This window comes from Brevibacillus reuszeri (genome assembly GCF_001187725.1).
Classification (GTDB): domain Bacteria; phylum Bacillota; class Bacilli; order Brevibacillales; family Brevibacillaceae; genus Brevibacillus; species Brevibacillus reuszeri.
In genome coordinates, this window is record NZ_LGIQ01000007.1 from 69158 (window position 1) to 91929 (window position 22772).

The following is a 22772-nucleotide window of genomic DNA, read 5'->3' on the forward strand; positions in this document are numbered from 1 at the left end:
GCAATCGCTTTACGGCTTCCAGGTAATTTGCTTGGATGCATCGATCAATTCATCCAAAGCAACTCCATGTGCAGTAATGACTACGTAGACAGATTGATTATTTGTTTGTGCATTGAAATGTACGGCATGCTGGACTGCGGAATCTTTTTTGTCCTGCTGATCGTATGATACGCCGATTGCTTGCTCGCCATTAATACTAAACAGCTGGGTAGCAGAAAATGTACCCGGAATGGATAGACTTCGTTTTCCTTGTGTGTTGCGGACGACCTCGACCTTAATCCAATCCTTGTTCCGAGTATAGTTTGCTGCCAGGTGAGCAACCTTGGTACTCGTTTCCGATTCGTATTGAATGGAAATGTCACTCATCGCAAATCCATTTGTTGTAGTCGACAATACCGGAACGGGCATATCGGATGCTTGTACAGCCGTATCTACATCTGAAAACGTAGACAAAGTGATATGTTGTTTAGCTGCTGGTACAGGTGGACCTACCAGAGCGTTTTCAGTCGAAACGTCCTGTTTTGAATCAGGAACGGTTGCTGCAGTAATACCGAAAGCTTGCTCGCTGCCAGCTATCGATGGATTGGCATCGGCAGTTGCTCCTGGTGACGGATTGTCAGCTGGAGCGACAGAAGTTGAGCTCTGGCTGGTTGTTTTCGGTTCAGAGGCTGGCTTTTCAGCATTGCGTGCTGCCATGGGCACTCTGTTTTCTTTAATGGTCGCACGGGATTCTGGAGCAGCAACCTTGGATTGTTGATTTTCCATTGCAATCGCCCCTTCTAGTGGGGAAGTGGCAATTTTTGCTTGAGCTGGTGCGGCTGGTGGTGTGTCCGGTGCAATCGCAGTATGTTCCTGTGTCGTCGGCTGTTGCAGTGTAGGCGCTTCGCTTGGCGGTGCACTTTTTGCTGTAGCTGCCTCTGGAAGTGAAGAAGCAGGTGCATCCGTCTCAGGCTGATTAATAGCCATTTTGTACTCTGCAGCGCCTGTTGCTGCGTTAGTTGGGTTGTTTTCGATCTGAGAAGCGGATTGTATTTGATCCGATTGAAGCTGTTGATAGCCCATGAATCCTACTGCTAACAGAACAGCAGCTGCACTGACCCAGGCGAATGAAGGGAAGCCTTTGGTCTTGCGTTTGCTGGTAATAGGTGTCGGTGGTTGTAGAGATACCGTTGCAGCATGAGGGGGCACACCTTGCCCGGCAGTCTCGTAAATTGCCTGCATGATTCTCTCTTCCAGGTTCGCTTGTGGTAAAGGAACCTCTTTCAAGAACTGCACCTCCTCTTCTGTTGTCATTTGTGTCTCAATCCAGACGATGCAATCCTCACAGGTTTCAATGTGGGAGAGCGTATCGCTATCCGTGTCATCTAGATCTAGCCATGCTTTTCTAAATGCCTGGCAGTTCATGTACGAGCCCCCCTTCCTTGCGGGTTAACAATTTTGCGAGTTCCTGGCGAGCGCGAAGGTAGCGGACGCGGGCGGTAGACTCGGCTATGCCGAGAAGAGTTGCAATCTTTTCGAACGGATATTCATGCGTGCACCGAAGCACGATTACTTCACGATAGGAGTCCGACAGCAAGGAGAATGCTTCCTGGATTTCACGACGTTGTTCCTTGTTCATGAGCGATTCCTGTGGAGATTCGTCACGCGTATTGGACGGTACGTAAGCGAGCTGTTCGTCAGAGTCGTGAAATTTCCGTCGACGCAGGAAGTCGATACTTTTGTTTCGCGCCAGCGTATGAAGCCAGGACGAAAATTGACTGTCCCCGCGAAACGTAGAGAGCTTCTCATACGCTTTTACAAAAACTTCCTGTGTAATATCCTCTGCATCGGAGCGATTGTTCACCATTTTGTAAATAAATACGTAGATCATATGCTGATATCGCTGGATGAGGTCGCGATACCCTTCGATGTCGCCTTGAAGAATCCGCTGAATGATTTCGGCGTCGGATTGCATTGAATCTCCGGCCTCCCTTCCCTCTATGAGACGCTGGTTTTTTTGAAACGTTTCAGACCAGCGACTCCATTTCTATAATATCGTATGGATAGCCTTGTTCTACGAGAAAAAGCTGGCGATGAAGCGAAAATTCCTGCTCTCTCGTATCTCGTGTGACTAATGTATAAAAATGCGCTTTGTTATCGTCTGTCTTTGGTCTGAGTATGCGTCCCAGCCGCTGAGCCTCTTCCTGTCTGGAGCCATATGTACCGGAGATTTGAATCGCTACATTGGCGTCCGGCAAGTCGACAGCGAAATTGGCGACCTTTGATACAATCAAGCGCGTGATTTCCCCTTTTTTAAACTGATTGTACAAAGCTTCTCTTTCTTTTTCTGGCACTTTTCCAGTGATGAGCGGCAATTGCAGGGCATCAGCCATTTGATCCAGCTGATCCACATATTGGCCGATAATCAGCACGCGATCCCGCGCATGTCGCTCTAGTAATTTACGGACCACCTCTAGCTTTCTTGGATTCTCGGCAGCAATACGAAATTTTTGTCGAGCACTGGCATGGGCATAAGCTTCTCGCCACTTTGCTTCAAAAGGGAGACGGATCTCCTGACAGTGCGCTTCTGCAATCCAGCCTTGCTCCTCCATGGTCTTCCAGGGAATCTCGTATTTTTTCGGACCGATTAAGGTAAAGACATCTTCCTCCCGTCCATCTTCTCGAACGAGAGTTGCCGTCAGCCCAAGGCGCCGAGTAGCCTGGATGCCAGAGGTTACCCGAAAAACAGGAGCGGGCAATAAATGAACCTCATCGTAAATAATAAGGCCCCAATCACGCTCTGAAAAGAGTCTCATATGAGGAAATTCATCTTCAGAGGTAGGACGGTACGTCAAAATTTGATAAGTCGCCACAGTAATGGGCTTCACATCTTTGCAATCACCTGTGTACTCACCAACCATGTTTGGATCAATCCCGGTTTTGTCCAGCAGCTCTTGAATCCACTGGCGAACAGAAGTCGTGTTGGTAGTCAGAATGAGAGTGGCTGTCTGTAATTGGCAGATTGCTCCCAGTCCAATTACCGTTTTGCCAGCACCGCAGGGGAGGACAAGTACGCCACTTCCTCCAATGGCTTCACCGCCAGAATAAAAAGCGCTGACCGCTTCCTGCTGATACGGGCGAAGTGAAAAGGATCTGCCTTGTGAGCTTACCTCACGCAAATGGATTGGACAGGCTTCTCCCGAGTTGTATCCAGCAACATCCTGAACGGGGTAACCTAGTCTGATCAGCTCCTGTTTGATCAAGCCGCGTGCATAGGGCTTCAATCTATACGGTTCGTCAAATCGCTCTGCAATCGATTTATAGGAGAATAGCTCCGCAAGCAGGAGTGGGTCCCTGCTGGTTAATACGAGCGTGTCACCAGATCGTTCCAATTTGATCAGACCGTATTTTCGCATGGTCTCGGAAATTTCTTTGACAATGGTCGGTGGGACACCGTATTTACTATATGTACCAAGTGTTTCTGACACTTGTTCAGGCTCCATGCCGCTTGCTGCCGCATTCCACAGGGAAAGTGGGGTTATGCGGTACGTGTGGATGTACTCCGGACTTTTGATGAGCTCAGCAAAGCCATGGATAGCTTGTCTTGCTTCGTTAAATAATGGATGCTGTGTTTCCAGTAAAATCGTCCGATCGCTCTGAACGATCATCGGTAGGTCTGGACGGTAAGACAAGAGACTCACCTCATTAAAAAAACGTCATGTGAATCAGCACTATGGTATCACAATCACGAAAAGAAAGAAAAACGAACAGGTAACATTCGACCCGTCGTGGGAAAGAATAACCCAAAGTACCGACGGAAAGGATGAACGCGGGACATGGCAATATGGGGAAGCTTGTTTAATCTGGTGTTGGTCGTGATCCTCGTCCTCCTCAACGGGTTTTTCGTGGCGACTGAATTTGCGGTTGTAAAGATGAGGGAATCACGCATAGCTCAATTGGTGGCAGAAGGAAATAAAAGGGCCGTACATGTCGAGCAGGTTATCTCCAATCTTGATGCGTACCTGTCAGCCTGTCAGCTCGGAATTACCTTAGCCTCACTTGGACTTGGATGGTTGGGGGAGCCAGCAATTGCGAAGCTGCTGCATCCAGTTTTTCACTATTTTGGCCTCAACGATACGTTGGTCACGAGTATTTCCTTTATATTGGCGTTTTCGCTGATCACTTTTTTGCATATTGTTTTGGGTGAGCTGGCGCCGAAGACACTGGCGATCCAGAAGACAGAAACGGTGGTGCTAGCAATTGCGAAGCCCATTACGCTCTTTCATAAAGTCATGTATCCGTTTATTGCTCTGCTCAATTGGTCGGCTAGCCGTTTTCTTGCTCTTTTTCATATTTCCATGGAGCCGCATCAGGAAGCACATACAGAGGAAGAGATTCGCATTTTGGTCAATGAGAGTCACAAAAGCGGGTTGATTGACAATACAGAGCTGATGCTGGTTGACAATATCTTTGATTTTTCCGAGACGATGGCACGGGAGATCATGGTTCCGCGTACCGACATGGTCGTTTTGAATGTGCGAGATCCTTTTGAGGAAAATGTGAAGCTGGTACAAAACGGTCGGTTTACGCGCTATCCGGTGGTGGATGGAGATAAAGATCATGTGGTTGGAAGCTTGCACATCAAGGACATGCTTACTGGACTCCTAGAGGGAGAGCGCAACGACCTGAAGACTTTGATGCGCCCCATTTTGACAGTGCCAGAAACGATCTCGATCAGTCGCTTGTTGACCATGCTCCAAAAGCAGCGTGGGCAATTGGCGATTATTATCGATGAATATGGCGGGACAGCAGGGCTGGTTACGCTAGAAGATATAATGGAAGAAATTGTTGGCGATATTCAGGATGAGTTCGATGACGAACGCCCGGAAGTCGAGCAACGAGATGACCTGCTTTCTCTTGATGGCCGGATGCTGCTGGAGGAAGTAAGCGATTATCTGGACATCGATCTGGAGTCGAGCGAGGTAGATACATTGGCTGGTTGGATTTACATGCAAATCGATCATCCACCACAAGTAGGAGATCTCGTTCGCGAGGGGAATTACGAGTTTCTGGTACACGAAGTCGATCATTATCGAATTACACGGGTAGTGGTGAAAAAATTGGAAGAAGAAACGACAAAAATCGAGGAAGAAGAAAAGTGATTCGACAAGCTAGTCTAAAAGAACCAGACTGGCTTTTTTTTCTGGGGAAAACCGCATAAAATGTTGGGCAAAAGAACTTTTCAACGCGAAATAATATGCTATAATTGGACACAAGTTGCCTTTGTGCAACACAAATCAGCTTGATTGCCAGAGGGCAATCAAAGCAAGCAGAGCCTAGAGGAGGAAGTAGAGATGAGACGAGTAGCAACTATGGGACTGACAGCATTGCTGGCATTTTCTTTGGCAGCATGTGGTAACCAAGCAACAGGGGAAAAAACAGAACAGGCAGCAGCGAATTCCGGCCAGCAGCAAACTGTGAAGCTCGGATTGACGCAATTCGTAGAGCACCCGGCGTTGGATGCGATCCACAAAGGAATTTTGGATGGTCTTAAGGACTCCGGTTATGAAGAGGGCAAAAATCTGGAAGTAGATTCGCAGAACGCTCACGGTGATATGAATAATACTGTCTCCATTGCCCAGAAGTATGCAGGTGATAAAAAGGACCTGGTGATAGCGATTGCTACACCGTCCGCACAAGCTGCAGCGAAGGCAATATCTGATAAGCCTGTGCTTTTCAGTGCCGTAACAGACCCAATCTCGGCTCAACTGGTCAATGCGCTGGAAAAACCAGACAAAAATGTGACCGGAACGTCAGACAAAGTATCGATGGAGCAACAACTGAAGCTCGTCAAGTCCTTCATGCCCGGGCTGAAAAAGCTGGGAGTCATCTACACAACATCCGAAGTGAATTCGGAAGTGCAGGTTAAGGACTTGGAGGCAGCAGCCAGCAAGGAAGGCGTAGAAATCGTCAAGGCTGGTATTTCCCAGCTGTCTGAGGTGCAACTGGCAGCACAGGGGCTCGTTGGAAAAACCGATGCAATGTTTATTCCCATTGACAATACGGTAGTTTCGTCGTTTGAAGCTGTCTTGGGAGTGGCAGAGCAAAACAAAGTTCCTGTTTTCGCATCTGACACCGATACCGTAAAGCGCGGTGCTGTTGCCACATATGGTATTGATTATTATCAAATTGGGAAGCAAACAGGTGAAATGGCAGGGCGTGTCCTGAAAGGTCAGGTTGTCGCTGACACACCTGTAGAGGTTTCCAAGCAGGCCGACTTATACATCAACGAAACAGCAGCTGCTAAGTTTGGTCTCCCTGTATCTGAGGCACTCAAACAGCAGGCGAAAGAAATCATCAAGTAAAAAGAGAGCTTCATGCTCTCTTTTTATTCTTTTAAAAGTTTTTTAAACGTGGTAAGATTAGAAAAAAATTTTTTCAAGGGGGATATTTATCAGATGTTGAAACAGAAAAAAACTCGCAAAATTATTCAGAGTATTTTATTTCCTTTGGTGCTTTTGTCCGTCACCGCGTGTGGTCAGCAGGGTGCTGCTCCAGCAAACAATCAACCTGCGGCTCCTGCTACCGAAACATCTGCACCGGCCCCTTCAACTGAAACCAAGCAGCTGACCATCGGGATTTCTCAATTTGTAGAACATCCTGCGTTGGATGCTGCCCGTGAAGGCTTCGTCAAGCAACTGGCGAAAAATGGATTCGAAGACGGCAAGCAAGTGAAAATCGATGTGAAATCCGCGCAAGCGAGCATGGATACAGCAATTTCGATTGCACAAAAATTTGAGGCAGACAAGGTAGATCTGGTGCTTGCAATTGCAACGCCTACAGCTCAAGCTGCTGCTCAGACAAGCAAGGAAATTCCAATTCTGTTCACAGCGGTAACCGATCCAGTGGAAGCAGGTCTGGTGAAAGCGATGGACAAGCCAGGTGCAAACGTAACAGGTACATCTGACATGAACCCTGTTGAAGAGCAATTGAAGCTGATCAAGGAACTGAAAGCAGATGCAAAATCAGTAGGTATTATTTATAGCTCCGGTGAAGTGAATTCCAAGGTTCAAGTCGATGCAGCAAAAGCAGTTGCTGACAAGCTTGGTCTGACTATCCGTGAAGCAGCGATTACAAGTGCTACTGAAGTAAAACAAGCGGCTGAATCCATGGTAGGCAAGGTAGACGCTTTCTATGTTCCGACAGACAACATGGTGGTATCCTCCATCGCAGCAGTTTTGGGTGTAGCTGAATCGCAAAAAATCCCAGTCATCGCTGGTGAAGAAAACTCTGTGAAGAGCGGCGCGATTGCTACTTACGGTATCGACTACACCAAGCTGGGCGAGCAAACAGCTGATATGGCTGCTAAAATCCTGAAAGGCGAAGCGAAGCCTGCGGACATGGCCGTTGAAATGCAAGCAGACATGAAACTCGTATTGAACAAAAAAGCAGCGGAAAAAATGGGAGTGACCATTCCGCAAGCTATGCTCGACCGCGCAGGAGAAGTGGTAGAGTAATAAACGCAGCAACAGGAGGACTTCTTCATGAATTTAGCAATAATGGGAGCAATCGAACAGGGTTTGCTTTTCGGGATTTTGGCCCTGGGCGTCTACCTTACCTTCCGCGTACTAAACGTACCTGACTTGACTGTTGACGGTAGCTTTGCCTTGGGCGGCGCTATTGCAGCTAAGTTTATCATTGATGGAACCAATCCTTTTCTGGCCACCCTGCTGGCGTTTGTCGTCGGCGGGTTGGCGGGAGCCTTTACCGGTATTTTGCACACCAAAGGCAAAGTAAACGCATTGTTGGCAGGGATTCTGACTATGATCGCACTGTACTCGGTGAATCTGCGAATCATGGGCAAAGCCAACTTGCCGCTCTTACGCGAGGAAACACTCTTTACCTTCGTTCAGAATCTTAGCATCCCGAATCTGACAGTCGGTGGCGTGACCTTGCTTACGGGAGTTGCCCTGGTATTTTTGATTGGTGTAATGGTCCTCAAGCTTGTTATTGACTGGTTCCTTCATACAGACCTTGGACTGGATTTGCGTGCTACGGGCGACAATCCAAAGATGATTCGCAGCTTTGGCGTGAATACAGATACGACAACAATCGTCGGTCTGGCTCTGTCCAACGGTCTTGTAGCTGTATCGGGTGCGTGGGTAGCCCAGTATCAGGGCTTTGCAGACGTCGGTATGGGGATCGGTATGATCGTAATTGGTCTTGCTTCTGTTATTGTGGGGGAAGTGCTGTTTGGAAGCTCCTCTATTTTCCGCGTCACGCTAGCAGTCATTCTCGGTTCAATCGTGTATCGCCTGGTTATTGCTATGGCGCTGCAAGCGGGCCTGAACCCGTCTGATATGAAGCTGATCACTGCCTTGATCGTTATTATCGCATTGACGGTTCCGACCATTGCCAAGGGCATTTGGAAAAAACCAGCAATGCGCGCGGTGAAGGGAGGAAGCAACGATGCTTAAAATTTCTGGAGTCAACAAAGTTTTTAATGCAGGGACAGTCAACGAAAAGATCGCCTTGCGCAATGTGAATCTCGACGTCAAGTCCGGTGAGTTCATCACCGTGATTGGTAGTAATGGTGCGGGTAAGTCGACGATGATGAACATGATCTCCGGGGGCATGATTCCCGATAAGGGTACGATTGCCATTGATGGCAAAGATGTAACCCGCATGGGGGAGCATCAGCGCGCAGGACTTATCGGTCGCGTATTCCAGGACCCGATGGCTGGTACCGCTCCGAACATGACGATTGAAGAAAATTTAGCAATCGCCTTGGCTCGGGGAAAACGACGCTCCCTGTCCTTTGGGGTAAACAACCAGAAAAGAGAGCTGTTCCGTGAGCAGCTGAAGCAGCTGGATCAAGGACTGGAAAACCGCTTGAAAACAAAAGTTGGCTTTCTCTCAGGCGGACAGCGCCAGGCGCTTAGTCTCTTGATGGCTACCTTTACAGAGCCGAAAATCTTGTTGCTGGATGAGCATACAGCGGCACTCGATCCAAAGCGGGCAGCGCTGATTGTCGAGCTGACGGAAAAGGTCGTGAAGCAATTCCAGCTGACAACCATTATGGTTACGCACAACATGGAGCAGGCACTCAATATGGGCAATCGCCTGCTCATGCTGCACGATGGCGGTATCATTCTGGATATTCCTGACGAGAAAAAACGCACCATGAAACCACAGGATTTGCTGCGAGCGTTTGAGACGGCTCGCGGTGGAGAAAGCTTTAACGAAGATCGTTTCCTTTTGACGTAAACGTAATCTTGGATCAGCCTTCCTGTTCTAACGGGAAGGCTTTTTCTTTGCTTCGAAGATACGCATTGATTGTCCACGCTCCCACTAGCAAAATGGCCGCTACGATTGTAAACAGCATCGCACCTCCAAAATGAAGCAGTACGAGACTGCCCAGATAAGGACCTAAAGAGCGGGAAATATCCCAGTGTGTGCCTGTAATGGCAAAGTATCTTCCTCGCATAGATACAGGAGAAATGCGGGTGACAAACGCCAGGAGCTGAGTGATTCCGATACTCTCCCCGATGACAAGCAGCACTTGAAGGGCGATCAGCGCAGGAGCACTGTCCAGGAAGCCATAGCCGAGTGCAACTACGAAAAAGCATAGATACGAACCCGCAATCAGCAGACGGGGATTCAGATGCTGCGTCCATTTCACCAGCAAAAATTCAAAGCAGAGCAGCAGTATCCCTTTTACGGAGATGAGGAGTGCCAAGGTTTGCAGGTAATTGGGCAATGTATTTTTCAAATGGAGCTGCAGGTTTGTTTCCGTTTGTGCATAGAACAGGCTGACCGGCAATGACAGCATCATGATGGCGAGTGCAGGTCGATACGCCTGAAAGGAGCCGGTAGCTGGTTGATCTGCGGCAACAGTATCGGTGTGCTGTGGCAGCTCGGTATTTGGGATTTTCCACAAAACCGCAATCGTGTACAGAAAGAGCGAGATTGCAGTAAACAAAAAGGCGAGTGCAGGATCAAACTGATAGATGATGACACCGACTAATGGACCGATGGCAGCCCCAATACTATGAGCTGTGTTGAGCAAAGCAAAAGCGCTGGCCATTTGCGCAGAGGCAATGGTGTCTGCCAGGTGTGCACGACTGACAGGAATAAATAAGGATCTGCCTGCACCGTTCAGCAGGTACAAGAGAGCAAAGGCAAGCATGGAATCAGCCCAAGCCATTCCAAGCATGGCCACGGCTTGCAACGAGAGCGCGATAACCATGACGGGCTTGCGCCGGAAGCGGTCAGTGATCCCGCCTGCGACGATCGTAATGACGATTTCGGAAAGAGGCTGCAGCCCAATGACAATCATGGTCATCGAGATCGAGCTGCCGATTTTCTCGCTCAAATAGAGCACCAAAAAAGGAGCGATCATTGCGCTGGACAGCGAGGTCAGCAATTCTCCGAACAGGCGAACCCAAATCACCGGAGGATAGGATTGGATGAAGCGATGAATAGAGCGAATCGGATTGTGCATGAGATTTGTCCTTTCTATCATATCTGCTGTGATTTCTAAAATTGTAAGGTGGCGCAGCACGGAGAAAAAGCGTACGATTATGGGTAACATTTTTTCATGTTTTTTCGATGGAATGGTGGTGTGTTGCGTGCAGTTAGTTGAACAGTACAATCGATTATGCGCAGGTTGTCCTAAGGAGGCTTTTGGGCAGCCGCAAGAAATAGCACTTGCTGAAGTGGCGTCTATTTTGTTTTGCACCCTTCGCAATGCAACCTTGACGCTCAAAAAAATGCAAAATCAGGGCTGGCTCATTTGGCAGCCGGGAAGAGGGCGAGGAAACCGTTCTGTTCTTACGTGCCTGCTTCCACCTGCTGATGTGGTCCTCGGTGTTGCCAAGGAAATAGTGCAAAGAGGTGATATTAAAGCTTCTCGGGAGCTAATTGAACAATACCAAGAGCAGTGGACTGCTCTGGCTGACGATTTTTCACTCTGGATGAGCAGCCAGTTTGGACTTCGTGTTACGAGGGAAAAGGAGAATAGCCGAGTAGACACGCTGCGACTGTTCTTTGATCATTCGCTACAGGGGCTTGATCCGATTCACGTCCTGCTCCGCTCTCAAACACATTTGGTCAAGCATCTCTTTGATTGTCTTGTCCGCTTTGATTTAGTTGCCAAGAGCATTGAGCCTAACCTAAGCTTTTATTGGGAAGTGGATGAGACGGGACGGGAGTGGACCTTCTTTTTGCGGAAAGGTGTTTTGTTTCACCACGGACGTCTGCTTACCGCAAGTGACGTCTGTTACTCCTTGCAGCGATTGCAAGGGGAGAGCTCCAAGCATCGCTGGCTGACTAGCTCAATCGTGTCCGTAGTCGCCAAAGATGAGTATGTCGTAGTGATTACGCTCGATGAGCCGGACGAGCTCTTCCTGCACGCCTTGAGCAAGGAGTATATGTCGATCGTTCCCCGGGATTATGTGGAGCAGATGGGCGAGAAATTCGCGCAAATGCCCGTAGGAACAGGACCTTTTCGAGTCGTTCGCAACGATGAATCGATGCTGGTCCTAGAGGCTTTTCAGCCGTATTTTGGCGGGCGACCTTTTTTAGATCGGATTGAAATCTGGTGTGTGCCTGAATTGCCAGAAGACAAACAGATGGCGAAGGGCTTGGACCGCTCGCAGCTTCTCCTGCCTGGCTCCCATGGAGATCACGAGCTGGAGAAGGATGAAATATCATGGCGAGGACTTGCACGGCAGGAGCAGTGCTTTCAGTACGTCAGCTTCAACAGTGCAAAGGAAGGACCGCTGCGAAATCCTGCCTTTCGAAGAAGGATGGCGTCAATCTTTTCCGCACAGGAGCTGTGCGAGGATTTGAAGGGACCGCGGGAGCCTTCATTTGTCTGGGGGAACCACGGAACTCTTGTAGCAGGTTGTGAAGCAAAGAATGATCACGCCGAAGAGACGCTCAAGATAGGGGAAGAGTGCGGATACCAGGGAGAAATCCTCAGGCTGTACACCTATCCCGATTTGGATCACGTCGAAGATGCAGAATGGATTCAAAGAAGGGCGAAGCAGTACGGAGTTGCCATTGAGCTTGTCTATGAAGAGCCAGAAGAGCTGGCCATGCCTGCGATGCTGGAAGCCGCGGACATGGTGATTGATAGCGCCAATGTAGACGAGCGCAGCGAACTGTCCTTGCGCGAATTTTTATATGCAGGTGCCTTGAGCATCACGCATCATCTGAATGTGGAACAAAAAGAAGAAGTGGATCGAATCAATCGATTGCTCGGACGAGCCCGTACACGAGAGGAGAAGCAAGCGCATATGGCAAGAATGATGGCATTCCTGCATAAAATGGATACATATGTTCCGCTATATTCCAATCGAGTAGAGATGCTTGCACATCCTCGTTTGTCCGGTGTCAGTCTGGATGCATTCGGTTGGGTGGACTTTACGCGGATATTTGTCAAGGCTTAGCGAAAAGTGTCACAATTTAGTGTGAAACCGCTTTCCTTTTTCATCGTATAATTACGTAGAGAGATATTCTTATCAATAACATGACATCATCACGTTTGGAGGAGGAAGTGAGCGTTGTATACACGAACGGAAAAGGACAAACATATTTTGTTTGCATCAATTCGCTTGATGATTTGCGTCGGACATGCCGACGGTTATATAGGAAACAAGGAAGTTAACCAGATTCATGATATTGTGAATGCCGAACATTTTACATTAAAAGAGCGACAAATATTGATGGATGATATGGACTATCCAAAGCGTCCAGAGGTTATCGTCGAAGATTTGGTTGATCTCACGCAAAATGAAAAGCTGGTTATGATGCGCAAGCTGTACCATATGGCATTGATCGATCGCAAGCTGTCTGTCATGGAGACGAAGGAAATTGCGCGGATCGCCTCCCTGATCGGCATATCAGAAGAAAAGCAGGCACAGGTAGAAGCGTGGATTCGAGAAGGGATTGCTTGGCGCGAACGGTGGAAAGAAATTGTAGGAGACTAAGGAAGGACCCCATTTGAATTGGGGTCCTTTCACTTTTTTTGGTACAATAGGAGGAAGACAGGAGCAAGGAGGATACGTATGTTTCGAATCTTAGTTACGAATGACGACGGCATTGATGCACTAGGGATTAAACGGTTAACCGAAGCGTTACTCACCCTGGAAGGCGCAGAAATTTATGTGGTTGCCCCTGTGGAAGAAAAAAGCGGGGTAGGTCATGGTGTGACCTATCGGAGTGCACTTGCTCCAGAGAAGCACGATTTTTATGGTTTGCCGGTAAAGGCATGGGCGGTTAATGGAAACCCTGCGGATTGTGTAAAATCAGCCTATTACTTGCTATTTGAGGATGGTCATAAGCCGGATATTGTTTTTTCCGGAATCAATGTCGGTACAAATCTGGGCAGAGATATTTATTATTCAGGAACATGCAGCGGTGCCCGTGAAGCTGTTTTACTGGGGATTCCCGGGATTGCCTTATCCTATGATAACTGGTTCGATCAGGAAAACTACGGAGATGTGGTCCAGATGATTCAACCGTTGGTATCGGAGTTTCGAGAAAAAGCGGAAAAGAGAGAGCTGCCGCCAAATGTTTTCTGGAATATCAATATTCCCCATGTTCCACTGAACCAGATCAAGGGAATTGTGCCTGCAACGCTTTCCTTGCACCACTATGAGGACAAGTACAATGAAGAGGCTGAGGGATACTTTTTAACACGTGAATACCCTGAGGTCATGCCGCTTGCGGAGCCGCTTGATTATGATTTGGTCAAGCATGGCTACATCGCAGTTACGCCTGTCCATATTGATGCGACAGATCGGGAGTTTTTGCAGGAAATGGGCGAGTGGTCATTCGTAAAAGAGTGGGGAAAGCGAGAGGATTAAGTGGATGGAGAACGAGTTTTTTCCGCAGCTGACACCGGATTCGACCCTGCTTTCTCCTGATGAACAAACACAAGGAGAAATTCTGGACAAAGAAAAATTCCATGATGTATACAAGCTGGTGGAGGAAGATGGCCTTCCTTATTTCGCGAGGCTAAATGGCCGAGGCGAAGTCGAGCTATATCTCGTATTTGAAACCGTGGATGCGTTTAGCGAGCAAACAAGAGATGCTGTTTCAGTAGAATTCAAGACGTACCAAAATAAATTGCTGGCCGTCATCTGGACACTGACCGATCCCCTGCAGCCGCTCGGCTTTCCACTCAGCTTTGATATACGCGCAGTGGATGAAAGATTCGTGGCGCTGACCATCCTGCAGCAGCCGTTTACGACACTTCATTATCTCGCCTATGAGAATGGACAAATGACACACATTTATTCAGAGGCCATCCATTTTTCCGCGGATGAACGGATTCGCGCTAACGGAATGATCCGTTCGCTTTATGACGGCACCCCTGAGTCGATGCCAGAGGAGGCAGAGGTTCGCGAAGAAGATACACAGACGATCTCCGCCTTGTCACTACCAGCATCTGTGCTCGAAGAGACGGGGATGGCCTTTGTTTTGGAATACAACCGAATGATGGCGACGCATGGAGAAGAAGAAGCCCAGCATTTGCTCATGAGCACCGTGAAACAAGCGGTTTGGGTGATGAGGCGACATTCCCGCAGTGAGGTGAGGGATTCTTCTTTTACCGTATGGGCAGCGGAACAGGCGGAGCGGTTAAGTCTGATCGTGACTCCGAGCCTTTCCCATTTGTTCGAAGTGGTACACATGTCTGAAGATGAAGCGAATCCATTTTCCCGCTTCTTGATGACACTGCCGGAATTTGTGCAGACCGAAGACGCAGCTCCTTTACAGCTTGGAGCATTTCCACTGCTGCGCTATGAAAATGGGCAGCTCTATCATCTCGAGCTGGATGAAATAGTTCAGCAGCATCTTGCGAAATTATTTACGCAAGCGTTCCCAGGGATTTTGAATCCGTACATGTGATTGTTGAAACATTGTGAAAAAACATTTTCATAGGAATTTTTTGCGCTTCGAGGAAATAAGGGTAAATAAGTCATTTTTCAACAAAGGATACGACAGAGAGGATTTCGAATTAAAGTAGGACAGATAATCCGCTGGGGAGAGGTGACGACGATGTACGCTGTTAAACCCGATGTGTTTCAGGTTGTGTCCGATTGCGCCCACCGTTTTCAAGAGGAGATCGAACAATTGGCGGGGCGTCATACGCTTACAATCGAGAGGGGATTTCCAGCTCTGGAACTGCAAGTCCATCCACAATTCCAAGCACTCTTAGAATACACGTTGTGGGGGGAAGCGGGCTTAGTCGCCATCCATGGCAAGCTGAATGTGCGAGATGATGTTCTTACACAAACGGATTCTTTTTCCATTATGATGAAATTCTCCTTGTCACACGATCCTGCGCTGGATATGGAAGCGAAAAAACAGCGTATCGAAGAAATTTTGTATGGTGAAGTCGATCTCTTCTGGAACATTCCACCTGCTGGTCATATCGGTCACGTCGAATTGACGATTCGGTTTATGTATCAACCGGGTTCTGGCAGGCTAAGTGAATACGTCCGCAGTGTCCTGGGCATCGTAACCGGAAAGATGCTCGCTGCTTAAAAGAAGCAATGGAATCATGGCTCTCCGATCACGGAGGGCTATTTGTTTTCATAAGGCAGAGTTTGTCCAAAAGAGGATAGGTGATTGACTCATGCGTTTATTTATAGCGTTAGACATTCCACAAGAAGCAGCAGCTTACATGGCCGATATACAGTCAAGACTCAGGCTGGAAGTCAGTGTGCGGCGCTGGCAGCCTTTGCATAATTTGCATTTGACCCTACATTTTTTAGGTGATGTGAAAGAAGATTTGGTGCCAGCGATATGCGAGGATATGGATATTGTCAGTGCGATTATCAATCCGTTCAACCTGCGTGTCGGAGGGTTTGGCGCTTTTCCGCATGCGGATAAACCACGTGTATTGTGGCTCGGGCTGCGAGGACAGGTAAGCTCGTTGAAGCAGTTGCATCTTTTGCTCGGAAAACGATTTGAATTGCATCAGGGCTTAGCCTATGATCGAAAACGCTATCGACCACATGTTACGCTGGCGCACGGACCTGAAGAGCAAGAAAACGGATTGCCACTCGATGAATGGAATGATAGATATCTGGCCATGGAACCTCCTCAGTGGAAGGCAAAGCATGTGCATTTGTACCGATCCGAGCTGTTGCCATCAGGTGCAGTGCATACGATTATACATACGAGCACGTTTGATAAAGATCACAGCAAAAAACAAGCGGTACCTGAATAGAATATGAAGAGTGATTAGGGAAAGCCTTCCAGAAAGCGGTGGAAAACGAATGGGTGAGTTCACGACCGGCATTCTTTATCCACGCAAATACGAACCGAAAGTACTGATCGCCTTGTCCAAAATCGAACAATCATACTTCCATCGAAACGTCAACGTCGACTGGAACGCTTTTTTCCTGCAGGATGAGTGGCTGCAAACTTCATCGACGGTGCAATTTTTGCTGCTGCTGTCGAAGCAATACGTGCCGCTCCTTTGGTTTCATGATGCGGAAGACAACGGTTGGGGTTTTCGGCTGTTTGATGCTGGCTATGAGGTTTCCTCTGCTACGATCAGCTATTCGCTCGACGTTGAAATGGCAGAAGAGGAATTTGGCCGGCTCTATCCGGATGTAAACCTGCAGGAAAGGATTACAGATAGCGAGGACGTTCGCCAAAAGTATGAGGACATATTGGATCGGGTTGTGCGTTCGGAGTTGTATCGGCGAGAGGTAGGTAAAGGGATTACCCGAATCAGGCCGCAATCCTTTAACCGGATCACGGGACCCAAACAGGTACAGCAGCTGCGCTCGCTCTTTGACTTGCAACTATTGACTGACGTGGATGACGAGACCGGGGCTTCTTTGTTATACGACTCAGTTGACCTGTTTAAGGAGATTCTGGGAATCGAAGAAATGGTGTGGGTCAATTACGCGTATTTGGCCAGTGGTGGAAGGGAGTGAGCAGAAAGGACAAGAAAAGGGTGGGAAAAGCTCCCGCCCTTTTTAACGTGTAGGGATTCATAAGCGGCACGTTTATGAATTCCGGAGCGCATAAAAACCAACCGCTAAAACGCGGTCGCTCATCTTTGTAAAGTCCTCGATAGAGGTTTTTTTATTTTTGATCCGTTGTGCCGTACTGCTTGATTAATTTTTCTATATCCACACCGTTTATCACCAATCCAGAAATGTTACAGTTGTCCATCCTGATATTCGATAAATTACAATCGTGAAAAACGCTTTGATTTAAATTGCAGTTGCTAAATTGTACGGGAGTCGAATTGAATTCAACATCCGGTTGGCTCGGGTTGCCAAAACCAATACTTTCAAATTTGGCGCCGCCCCATTGAGCATCTTTAACATGGAGCTCACTCAAATTCGCATCAGCGATACAAAGTCCAGTCAAATTGACATCAAGCATATTCATTCCACTTAGGTTGCAGCATTGAAGACTGAGCTGCTCCGCACATACATTTTGGAAGCTGGATTGGGATACATCCGAATTCGTAACGGTTAGGACAGCTTTGTCGTTTTCTATTTGCATGAACTCACTCCTAATGGAAAGTAATGGTACATATTTATATTATAGAACGTTTGTTCTGTTTTATCCATACTATTCTCTATTTACCTATCACCGTCATACCTTGCACGAGTTCCAAGCCATTCTCAAAAACGAATGGAATCGATTTGGCTGCAAGCAGCTCGGAACCGTTGGAGACTTGAAAATGCAAATGAGGCTCACTGGAGTTGCCAGAGTTGCCACACAATCCGATGACATCACCAGCTTGTACATAATTACCCGGAACGACCGTGATAGAGTGGTATTGTAAATGAGCAAGCAGACTGAACTCGTGATGACCATGATCCATTTCCACGTAGTTGCCAGCTGGCTGCTGTTCGTTTTTCACTCGGCCTGGCACATTGTCAGGGATGTTGTCTACCACACGGACGATTCTGCCTGCACATGGAGCCAAAATAGGTTTACCGTAGGCGAAATAGCTTTCATTGAGGAGCGGATCTCCTTTTGCTGAACAGTCATGGTCCAGGATGATAAAATCATAGGCATACCGCTGATTTTCATAGGCGTAATGATAATTGACCAGATCATTTTTCCCACCCCAATACGTAAACCACTCCCCATGAAAGGGGAATCGGTACCGAAAGTGGCTCTTAAGCTGGTCTGTAATGGGATACTCTGCTAGGTGTGCCAAGCGAAGGCCGATAATTGTACCTGACACATCTATGGCTGCTGACAAGCCTTTTTGATTATTGTCTGAGATCCAGACATAGCGAACAATCCCGCCCATAGAAACAACAGAAGCAGGCGTGGGTTGATAGCGGATGATATCGTGATGAAACGAAGAGGCGTAAGAACAAAACTCCTCCTTACTCACTTCTTCGCGAAAAGAGATACTGCAAGCCTCATAGAGCAACCCAAATTGTCCAGTCGTACATGCGAGCGGAATTCGCTCGGCGATTGAGGATGTATCATAGATCGGCACTGCAAATCACACTCCGGGTCCAAATAAGTACAACCATATAGTACGGATGATATGGCAGGGAGGTTTCCAGAATATAAAAACCCAGAACCATTATCGGCCTGGGCATACTTTCACAAACAGGTATTATTTTTTCCACTGTCCAAAAATTTCATCCACATCTAACAGCATGATCAGCTTATCATTCATACGGGCAATTCCTTGCAAATACTTGCCGTCTACCCCAGCGATGATGGGGGGAGCAGGCTCGATCAGCTTTTGAGGAATATTCAAGACCTCTGACACAGCTTCTACGATAATTCCGATACTCAGTCCTTCTAATTGCAAATCGACGAAGCGTGTATCATCTGTTTCCATTGATGGTTCCAAACCAAACATTTTGGGCAGGTTGATGATCGGTAAAATCCGTCCGCGCAGATCAATAACTCCTTCTACATAGGGCGGTGATTTTGGAAAGCGTGTTACTGGCAATGGCTTAATAATTTCACGTACCAAAGAGATGGGAAGTCCGTAATACTCATTTCCCATTTTGAACAAAATAGATTGGGCCGTTGCGCCTTCTGTACCCCATTCCGCTGAATTGCCTTGTTGTGTCAGTTCCATACAAACATTCCTCCCCGGACCTCTTTCCATTCTTTACCCATATTGTACCATGGACAAACCTATCTAGTGAGGATTTTCTTGCTGAAAGTACGTCCGCAGTCCCGGTCCCGAAGACCTGTTCAACATCCGGAAGAAATGAATTTGGCTGCAGGCTATCGGTACCGAGTCCAACGAGGCATAAAAAAGAAAAGTTGAGCCGATTTTCTTTGGAGATATAGCCATAATAGGAAAAGACCGACAAGTACTTCCTGTCAGTCTGTCATCCTTTTTCATTTTCGTAGTTGCAAGAAAGCTTAAGGCTCACGCAAATCGTTGAGTGATATGCCCTGCTCCAAAGCAAAGTCAAAGTCATCCACATCGTAAAATTGAACGGGTACAATATATTCCAAAATCCGATCCTGATAGTCTGGCTGATCGGTAATCAGCGGAACTTCAAATCGTATGGACGTAAGCAGAAGCTGGGTCTCGACAGGATCAAAGATCTCTCCCCACATCGCGTTATCCTCAACCTTGATGACCGTCAGGGTAACGCCGTTTGGGAAAGTAAAAGGCACCTTGGACCAAGGCGCGATCAACCCTTTTTCCAGTCGTTTGCGATTGAATGGATCGGAAAAAAACTGACTCATTTCCTGCATAATCCGGCGCACGTACTGATCGTCGCCAGAGTAGGGCATGATAGGTTCTGGGCTTTGGATAAATTCGTCCAATTCATAGATTGTCGACGCGGGTATCAGGTATTCTACCGGTTGCGATGGCGCCATCAACTCCCCGTAGATAGCCAGCATAATCGCTTCAATAACGAATTGTTTCGACATTTCGACAACCCTCCTCGTTACCATCATACTGAAATCCTCGATGGACAACAACCCCGGACAGCAGGGGGAGTGCAGGGGAGATCGTTTGTTTTTCACCAGATCGATGAATTTGACAGCACAAGAGGAAGTAGGAGGGCGTACAGCTTGCTAGAATCGACATTTTTCTCATCACTGTTACTCATCATTACGATTAATATTGTACTCAGCGGGGATAATGCGGTAGTAATCGCAGTAGCGTGCCGTAAACTGCCAGCTGTCCAACGGAAGAAAGCGGTTTTGTGGGGGACATTTCTGGCTGTTATCGTCAGGGTCATGGCTACGATCCTTGCTGTTTATTTGCTGCAAATCCCATATCTGTACTTGGTGGGTGGCGTGATTTTGCTCTGGATTAGCTTCAAGCTGCTGCGTGAAGAGGAGGAAAGTGAACACATAGACGCGAGTGATAATCTCGTCCAAGCCGTAAAGACGATTGTTATCGCGGATGTGATGATGGGGCTCGACAACGTCCTGGCTATTGCCGGAGCAGCACAGGGAAACATCCTTTTGATTGTTCTCGGTCTTTTGATCAGCATTCCACTCATGATCTTCGGAAGTCAGCTCATTTTAAAAGCAATGGAGCGGTTTGCCTGGCTCGTGTACGTGGGAGCCGCTGTCCTTGCACTGGCTGCTGCCAACATGATTTTGACGGAGCAGGTCGTAAGTGATTGGGTCGCAAGTCAGGGCTGGGCAGAGACGACAGTAAAAGTAGCAATGGTGACCTTCATCTTGCTTTTGGGGCTCTGGCAGCGTACACATTCGGGAAGCAGGGAGCATCAAAGCGAGCGCTAATCGCTACAATGATTTCACTATGGTAACAGTCATCCATTCCTTGTCGTACAGGTTGATCTCATAAGGAGAGGCAACAGGTGAACCGTCCTCCTCCTGCAGAATGCGTATGATCGGCCGACTGACGGCGAGCGGGTTGACATAGGAAACAACACCGATATGTCCCGTACTTAATAGAACGGTAGTGGCAATCGGATAAATGGCAACGTGCTGGAGAAAAATTTTGAGCAAATCGAGATCAAAATAGGTGTTCCCGGAAGCAAACAGAAACTCCGTGGCATCACTGGGCGAGTAGCTTTTGCGAAAAGGGCGGGGAGAAATCAACGCATCGTATACATCCGCGATGGCGACGATACGGGCGTACTCATGAATATTTTTTTCACTGAGCTGACGAGGGTATCCCGTTCCATTGTAGCGCTCATGATGCTGCAGTGCACAGTGGGCGGAGACGACCGAGATATTGTGCTGATGGCGTAAAATATTGAAGCCGTCCTCTGTATGGTATTGAATACGCTGGCGATCCTCTGCAGTCAGCTCGGTTCGCATGGTCCACAGCTCTTTTGGGACCTGCGTCATCCCGATATCGAACAGGAGAGCTCCAATACCCAGCTCCATCATTTGTTGCTGATTATAGCCTTTGGCGAGACCGACTACACCTGCCAGAACAGCGACATTGACAGCATGGTGAAAAAAATATCCATCCAAGACGTGGAGATTGGACAAATTGACCAGGACATCTCGGCGGCTACTCAGGTCAGTCAAGATCTCCCGAAATACCTTTTGAAAGCTGCTCCCAAAGTCAGGGAGAGAGGTACGACCTTTCATATGAGGCTGATCCATCAATGTGGTCATTGTCTTATAAACCGTATCTACTGCATCCTTACGAGTCTCATCGCGAATGACATCTTCTGGAATGATATCGTCGGTGTGCTTGTCCTGAACGTAGAGAGTATCGATCCCCAATCGAACAAGCCGTTCAATGTAACGGGCGGTCAATTCCACCCCGTGTCCCAAGAGGACGTTTCCGTTTTCCAGGAACACACTTTTGGCGATTACATCTCCCGGCTTGACCGAGGTAATATGCAGTTTTCTCACAGCGAAAGACCCCTGTCCTTTTTTTGTACGGATAGGAATGGTTAAAACGCCTATCCAGTATACGTACAACCGGGCATCGCCAGAAACACACGGCTCAGCCAGCTGTATATCCTTTAATGTGAATAGTCCTACTTTTTGGTAAGTTATCCTAGTGCAAATATACCACAAGAAAAGGAGGGAGACTACCTTTGACCCATTCTTTTAAAAAATATTTGAACGCTAAATAATATTCGCAATAACTACTCAGAATCCTCAAGGAGCATGGAAGCTTTCCTGCTAAAAAACGGCAGACTTTACACACATAGCTCCATATAAAGGGATTGTTACTGTTCTGCAGCACGATCCGATCTGGTAAACCAACGGAATGGATTGAGTGACCAGCGCGGCTCGTGACGGGCATAGCGCTCCTTGCGCCGGGTCAAACGCTGCTGCATGAGATCCATTTCAAAAGTAACGCGGCGCATTTCCAATCGTAGCGACTCTTGCATTTCCTCGATGTCAGCGATTTTTTGCAGGATGGTTGCCTGCATATGATTTAAAGAAGAGAGCTGGGTCAGTTCGTTTTGGAACTGTACCAACGTTTCCTGCACCGTCATTTCCATTTCGCGCATGCCGGAAGATAGCTTGTTTGGCGCGCTGACCGTGACTGCTGTTTCCTCTGTGAGAGAGAACTCTTCGGAGAAAAGCATATCTTCGGAAATACGCCCTTCCTCGATGAACTGTTTTTGAATCTCCTTCAGTGAGCTGTTCCCGTTATCCTTGCGTTCCTTTACTTCTTTCAGCAATTCAAAGCCTTTTTCGCTAATCAAATAGTGACCCTGCGGATTTTTCAGACGTTCTTGTAAGGGTACAAACAAGTCCAGCCAGTTACGCAGCGTACGAACATGTACGTCAAGGCGATCAGCTACCTCTTTCGAAGCCATCCAAACTTGTACATCCATCCCGAATCACTCCTT

General features: G+C 47.8%; 23 protein-coding genes. 13 read left to right on the plus strand and 10 right to left on the minus strand.

Annotation, left to right across the window (positions count from 1 at the left end; genetic code table 11):
- Positions 1-9: 9 nt before the first annotated feature.
- Genes ADS79_RS09965 through ADS79_RS09975 form a run of 3 tightly spaced genes read right to left on the minus strand, consistent with a single transcriptional unit; the run spans position 10 to position 3671 of the window.
- A complete protein-coding gene (locus tag ADS79_RS09965; RefSeq protein WP_049738281.1) occupies positions 10-1404 on the minus strand; it encodes a hypothetical protein in 1395 nt (464 codons plus the stop codon).
- Complete coding sequence (locus tag ADS79_RS09970; protein WP_049738282.1) at positions 1385-1954, minus strand: RNA polymerase sigma factor; 570 nt, start codon at positions 1952-1954, stop codon at positions 1385-1387. The genes ADS79_RS09965 and ADS79_RS09970 overlap by 20 nt, the downstream gene beginning before the upstream one ends.
- A gap of 52 nt (positions 1955-2006) precedes the next feature.
- Complete coding sequence (locus tag ADS79_RS09975; RefSeq protein ID WP_049738283.1) at positions 2007-3671, minus strand: DNA repair helicase XPB; 1665 nt, start codon at positions 3669-3671, stop codon at positions 2007-2009.
- A 144-nt stretch (positions 3672-3815) separates the two neighbouring features.
- On the opposite strand from ADS79_RS09975, the gene ADS79_RS09980 reads away from it, so the two are divergent.
- The 5 genes from ADS79_RS09980 to ADS79_RS10000 all read left to right on the plus strand — a co-directional run bounded on the left by ADS79_RS09980 (position 3816) and on the right by ADS79_RS10000 (position 9246).
- A complete protein-coding gene (locus ADS79_RS09980) occupies positions 3816-5141 on the plus strand; it encodes a hemolysin family protein (RefSeq protein WP_049738284.1) in 1326 nt (441 codons plus the stop codon).
- A gap of 192 nt (positions 5142-5333) precedes the next feature.
- Positions 5334-6344: an ABC transporter substrate-binding protein gene (locus ADS79_RS09985; protein WP_049738285.1), complete on the plus strand. Its 1011-nt coding sequence runs from the start codon at positions 5334-5336 to the stop codon at positions 6342-6344.
- A 93-nt stretch (positions 6345-6437) separates the two neighbouring features.
- Positions 6438-7496 (plus strand): ABC transporter substrate-binding protein, encoded by a 1059-nt coding sequence (locus ADS79_RS09990; protein ID WP_049739040.1) that lies wholly within the window; start codon positions 6438-6440, stop codon positions 7494-7496.
- A 27-nt stretch (positions 7497-7523) separates the two neighbouring features.
- Positions 7524-8456, plus strand: a complete 933-nt coding sequence (locus tag ADS79_RS09995) for an ABC transporter permease (protein ID WP_049738286.1) — start codon at positions 7524-7526, stop codon at positions 8454-8456.
- Complete coding sequence (locus tag ADS79_RS10000) at positions 8449-9246, plus strand: ABC transporter ATP-binding protein (protein WP_049738287.1); 798 nt, start codon at positions 8449-8451, stop codon at positions 9244-9246. The genes ADS79_RS09995 and ADS79_RS10000 overlap by 8 nt, the downstream gene beginning before the upstream one ends.
- A gap of 13 nt (positions 9247-9259) precedes the next feature.
- Here ADS79_RS10000 and ADS79_RS10005 read toward each other — a convergent pair whose 3' ends face one another.
- Entirely contained in the window at positions 9260-10483 is a 1224-nt protein-coding gene (locus ADS79_RS10005) for an MDR family MFS transporter (RefSeq protein WP_049738288.1), read from the minus strand.
- 127 nt (positions 10484-10610) lie between these two features.
- Between ADS79_RS10005 and ADS79_RS10010 the strand changes: the two genes are divergently transcribed.
- The 7 genes from ADS79_RS10010 to ADS79_RS10040 all read left to right on the plus strand — a co-directional run bounded on the left by ADS79_RS10010 (position 10611) and on the right by ADS79_RS10040 (position 16943).
- On the plus strand, positions 10611-12434 hold the full coding sequence (locus ADS79_RS10010; RefSeq protein WP_049738289.1) for an SgrR family transcriptional regulator: 1824 nt from the start codon (positions 10611-10613) through the stop codon (positions 12432-12434).
- Between the two features lie 114 nt (positions 12435-12548).
- On the plus strand, positions 12549-12974 hold the full coding sequence (locus ADS79_RS10015) for a tellurite resistance TerB family protein (RefSeq protein WP_049738290.1): 426 nt from the start codon (positions 12549-12551) through the stop codon (positions 12972-12974).
- Positions 12975-13052: 78 nt separating this feature from the next.
- Complete coding sequence (surE, locus tag ADS79_RS10020) at positions 13053-13853, plus strand: 5'/3'-nucleotidase SurE (protein WP_049738291.1); 801 nt, start codon at positions 13053-13055, stop codon at positions 13851-13853.
- 4 nt (positions 13854-13857) lie between these two features.
- Positions 13858-14898 carry a hypothetical protein gene (locus ADS79_RS10025; protein WP_049738292.1) on the plus strand — a complete coding sequence of 347 codons (1041 nt, stop codon included), beginning with the start codon at positions 13858-13860 and terminating at the stop codon, positions 14896-14898.
- Between the two features lie 150 nt (positions 14899-15048).
- Positions 15049-15537, plus strand: a complete 489-nt coding sequence (locus tag ADS79_RS10030; RefSeq protein WP_049738293.1) for a hypothetical protein — start codon at positions 15049-15051, stop codon at positions 15535-15537.
- A 91-nt stretch (positions 15538-15628) separates the two neighbouring features.
- Entirely contained in the window at positions 15629-16225 is a 597-nt protein-coding gene (thpR, locus tag ADS79_RS10035; RefSeq protein WP_049738294.1) for an RNA 2',3'-cyclic phosphodiesterase, read from the plus strand.
- Positions 16226-16274: 49 nt separating this feature from the next.
- Positions 16275-16943, plus strand: coding sequence for a hypothetical protein (locus ADS79_RS10040; RefSeq protein WP_049738295.1), 669 nt, complete (start codon positions 16275-16277; stop codon positions 16941-16943).
- Positions 16944-17094: 151 nt separating this feature from the next.
- Here ADS79_RS10040 and ADS79_RS10045 read toward each other — a convergent pair whose 3' ends face one another.
- From ADS79_RS10045 to ADS79_RS10060, 4 genes are all read right to left on the minus strand, one after another.
- Positions 17095-17523, minus strand: a complete 429-nt coding sequence (locus ADS79_RS10045; protein WP_049738296.1) for a pentapeptide repeat-containing protein — start codon at positions 17521-17523, stop codon at positions 17095-17097.
- A 76-nt stretch (positions 17524-17599) separates the two neighbouring features.
- On the minus strand, positions 17600-18481 hold the full coding sequence (locus ADS79_RS10050; RefSeq protein WP_049738297.1) for a M23 family metallopeptidase: 882 nt from the start codon (positions 18479-18481) through the stop codon (positions 17600-17602).
- 123 nt (positions 18482-18604) lie between these two features.
- Positions 18605-19081: a chemotaxis protein CheW gene (locus ADS79_RS10055; RefSeq protein WP_049738298.1), complete on the minus strand. Its 477-nt coding sequence runs from the start codon at positions 19079-19081 to the stop codon at positions 18605-18607.
- A 293-nt stretch (positions 19082-19374) separates the two neighbouring features.
- Complete coding sequence (locus ADS79_RS10060) at positions 19375-19896, minus strand: hypothetical protein (RefSeq protein ID WP_049738299.1); 522 nt, start codon at positions 19894-19896, stop codon at positions 19375-19377.
- Positions 19897-20040: 144 nt separating this feature from the next.
- On the opposite strand from ADS79_RS10060, the gene ADS79_RS10065 reads away from it, so the two are divergent.
- Entirely contained in the window at positions 20041-20724 is a 684-nt protein-coding gene (locus ADS79_RS10065; RefSeq protein WP_049738300.1) for a TerC family protein, read from the plus strand.
- 3 nt (positions 20725-20727) lie between these two features.
- On the opposite strand, the gene ADS79_RS10070 is transcribed toward ADS79_RS10065, so the two are convergent.
- Together ADS79_RS10070 and ADS79_RS10075 are read right to left on the minus strand one after the other, a co-directional pair.
- The gene (locus ADS79_RS10070) at positions 20728-21816 is read right to left on the minus strand and encodes an HD-GYP domain-containing protein (protein ID WP_049738301.1); all 1089 of its coding nucleotides are present in this window, start codon (positions 21814-21816) and stop codon (positions 20728-20730) included.
- Between the two features lie 323 nt (positions 21817-22139).
- Positions 22140-22757 (minus strand): MerR family transcriptional regulator, encoded by a 618-nt coding sequence (locus ADS79_RS10075; protein WP_049738302.1) that lies wholly within the window; start codon positions 22755-22757, stop codon positions 22140-22142.
- Positions 22758-22772: the final 15 nt, after the last annotated feature.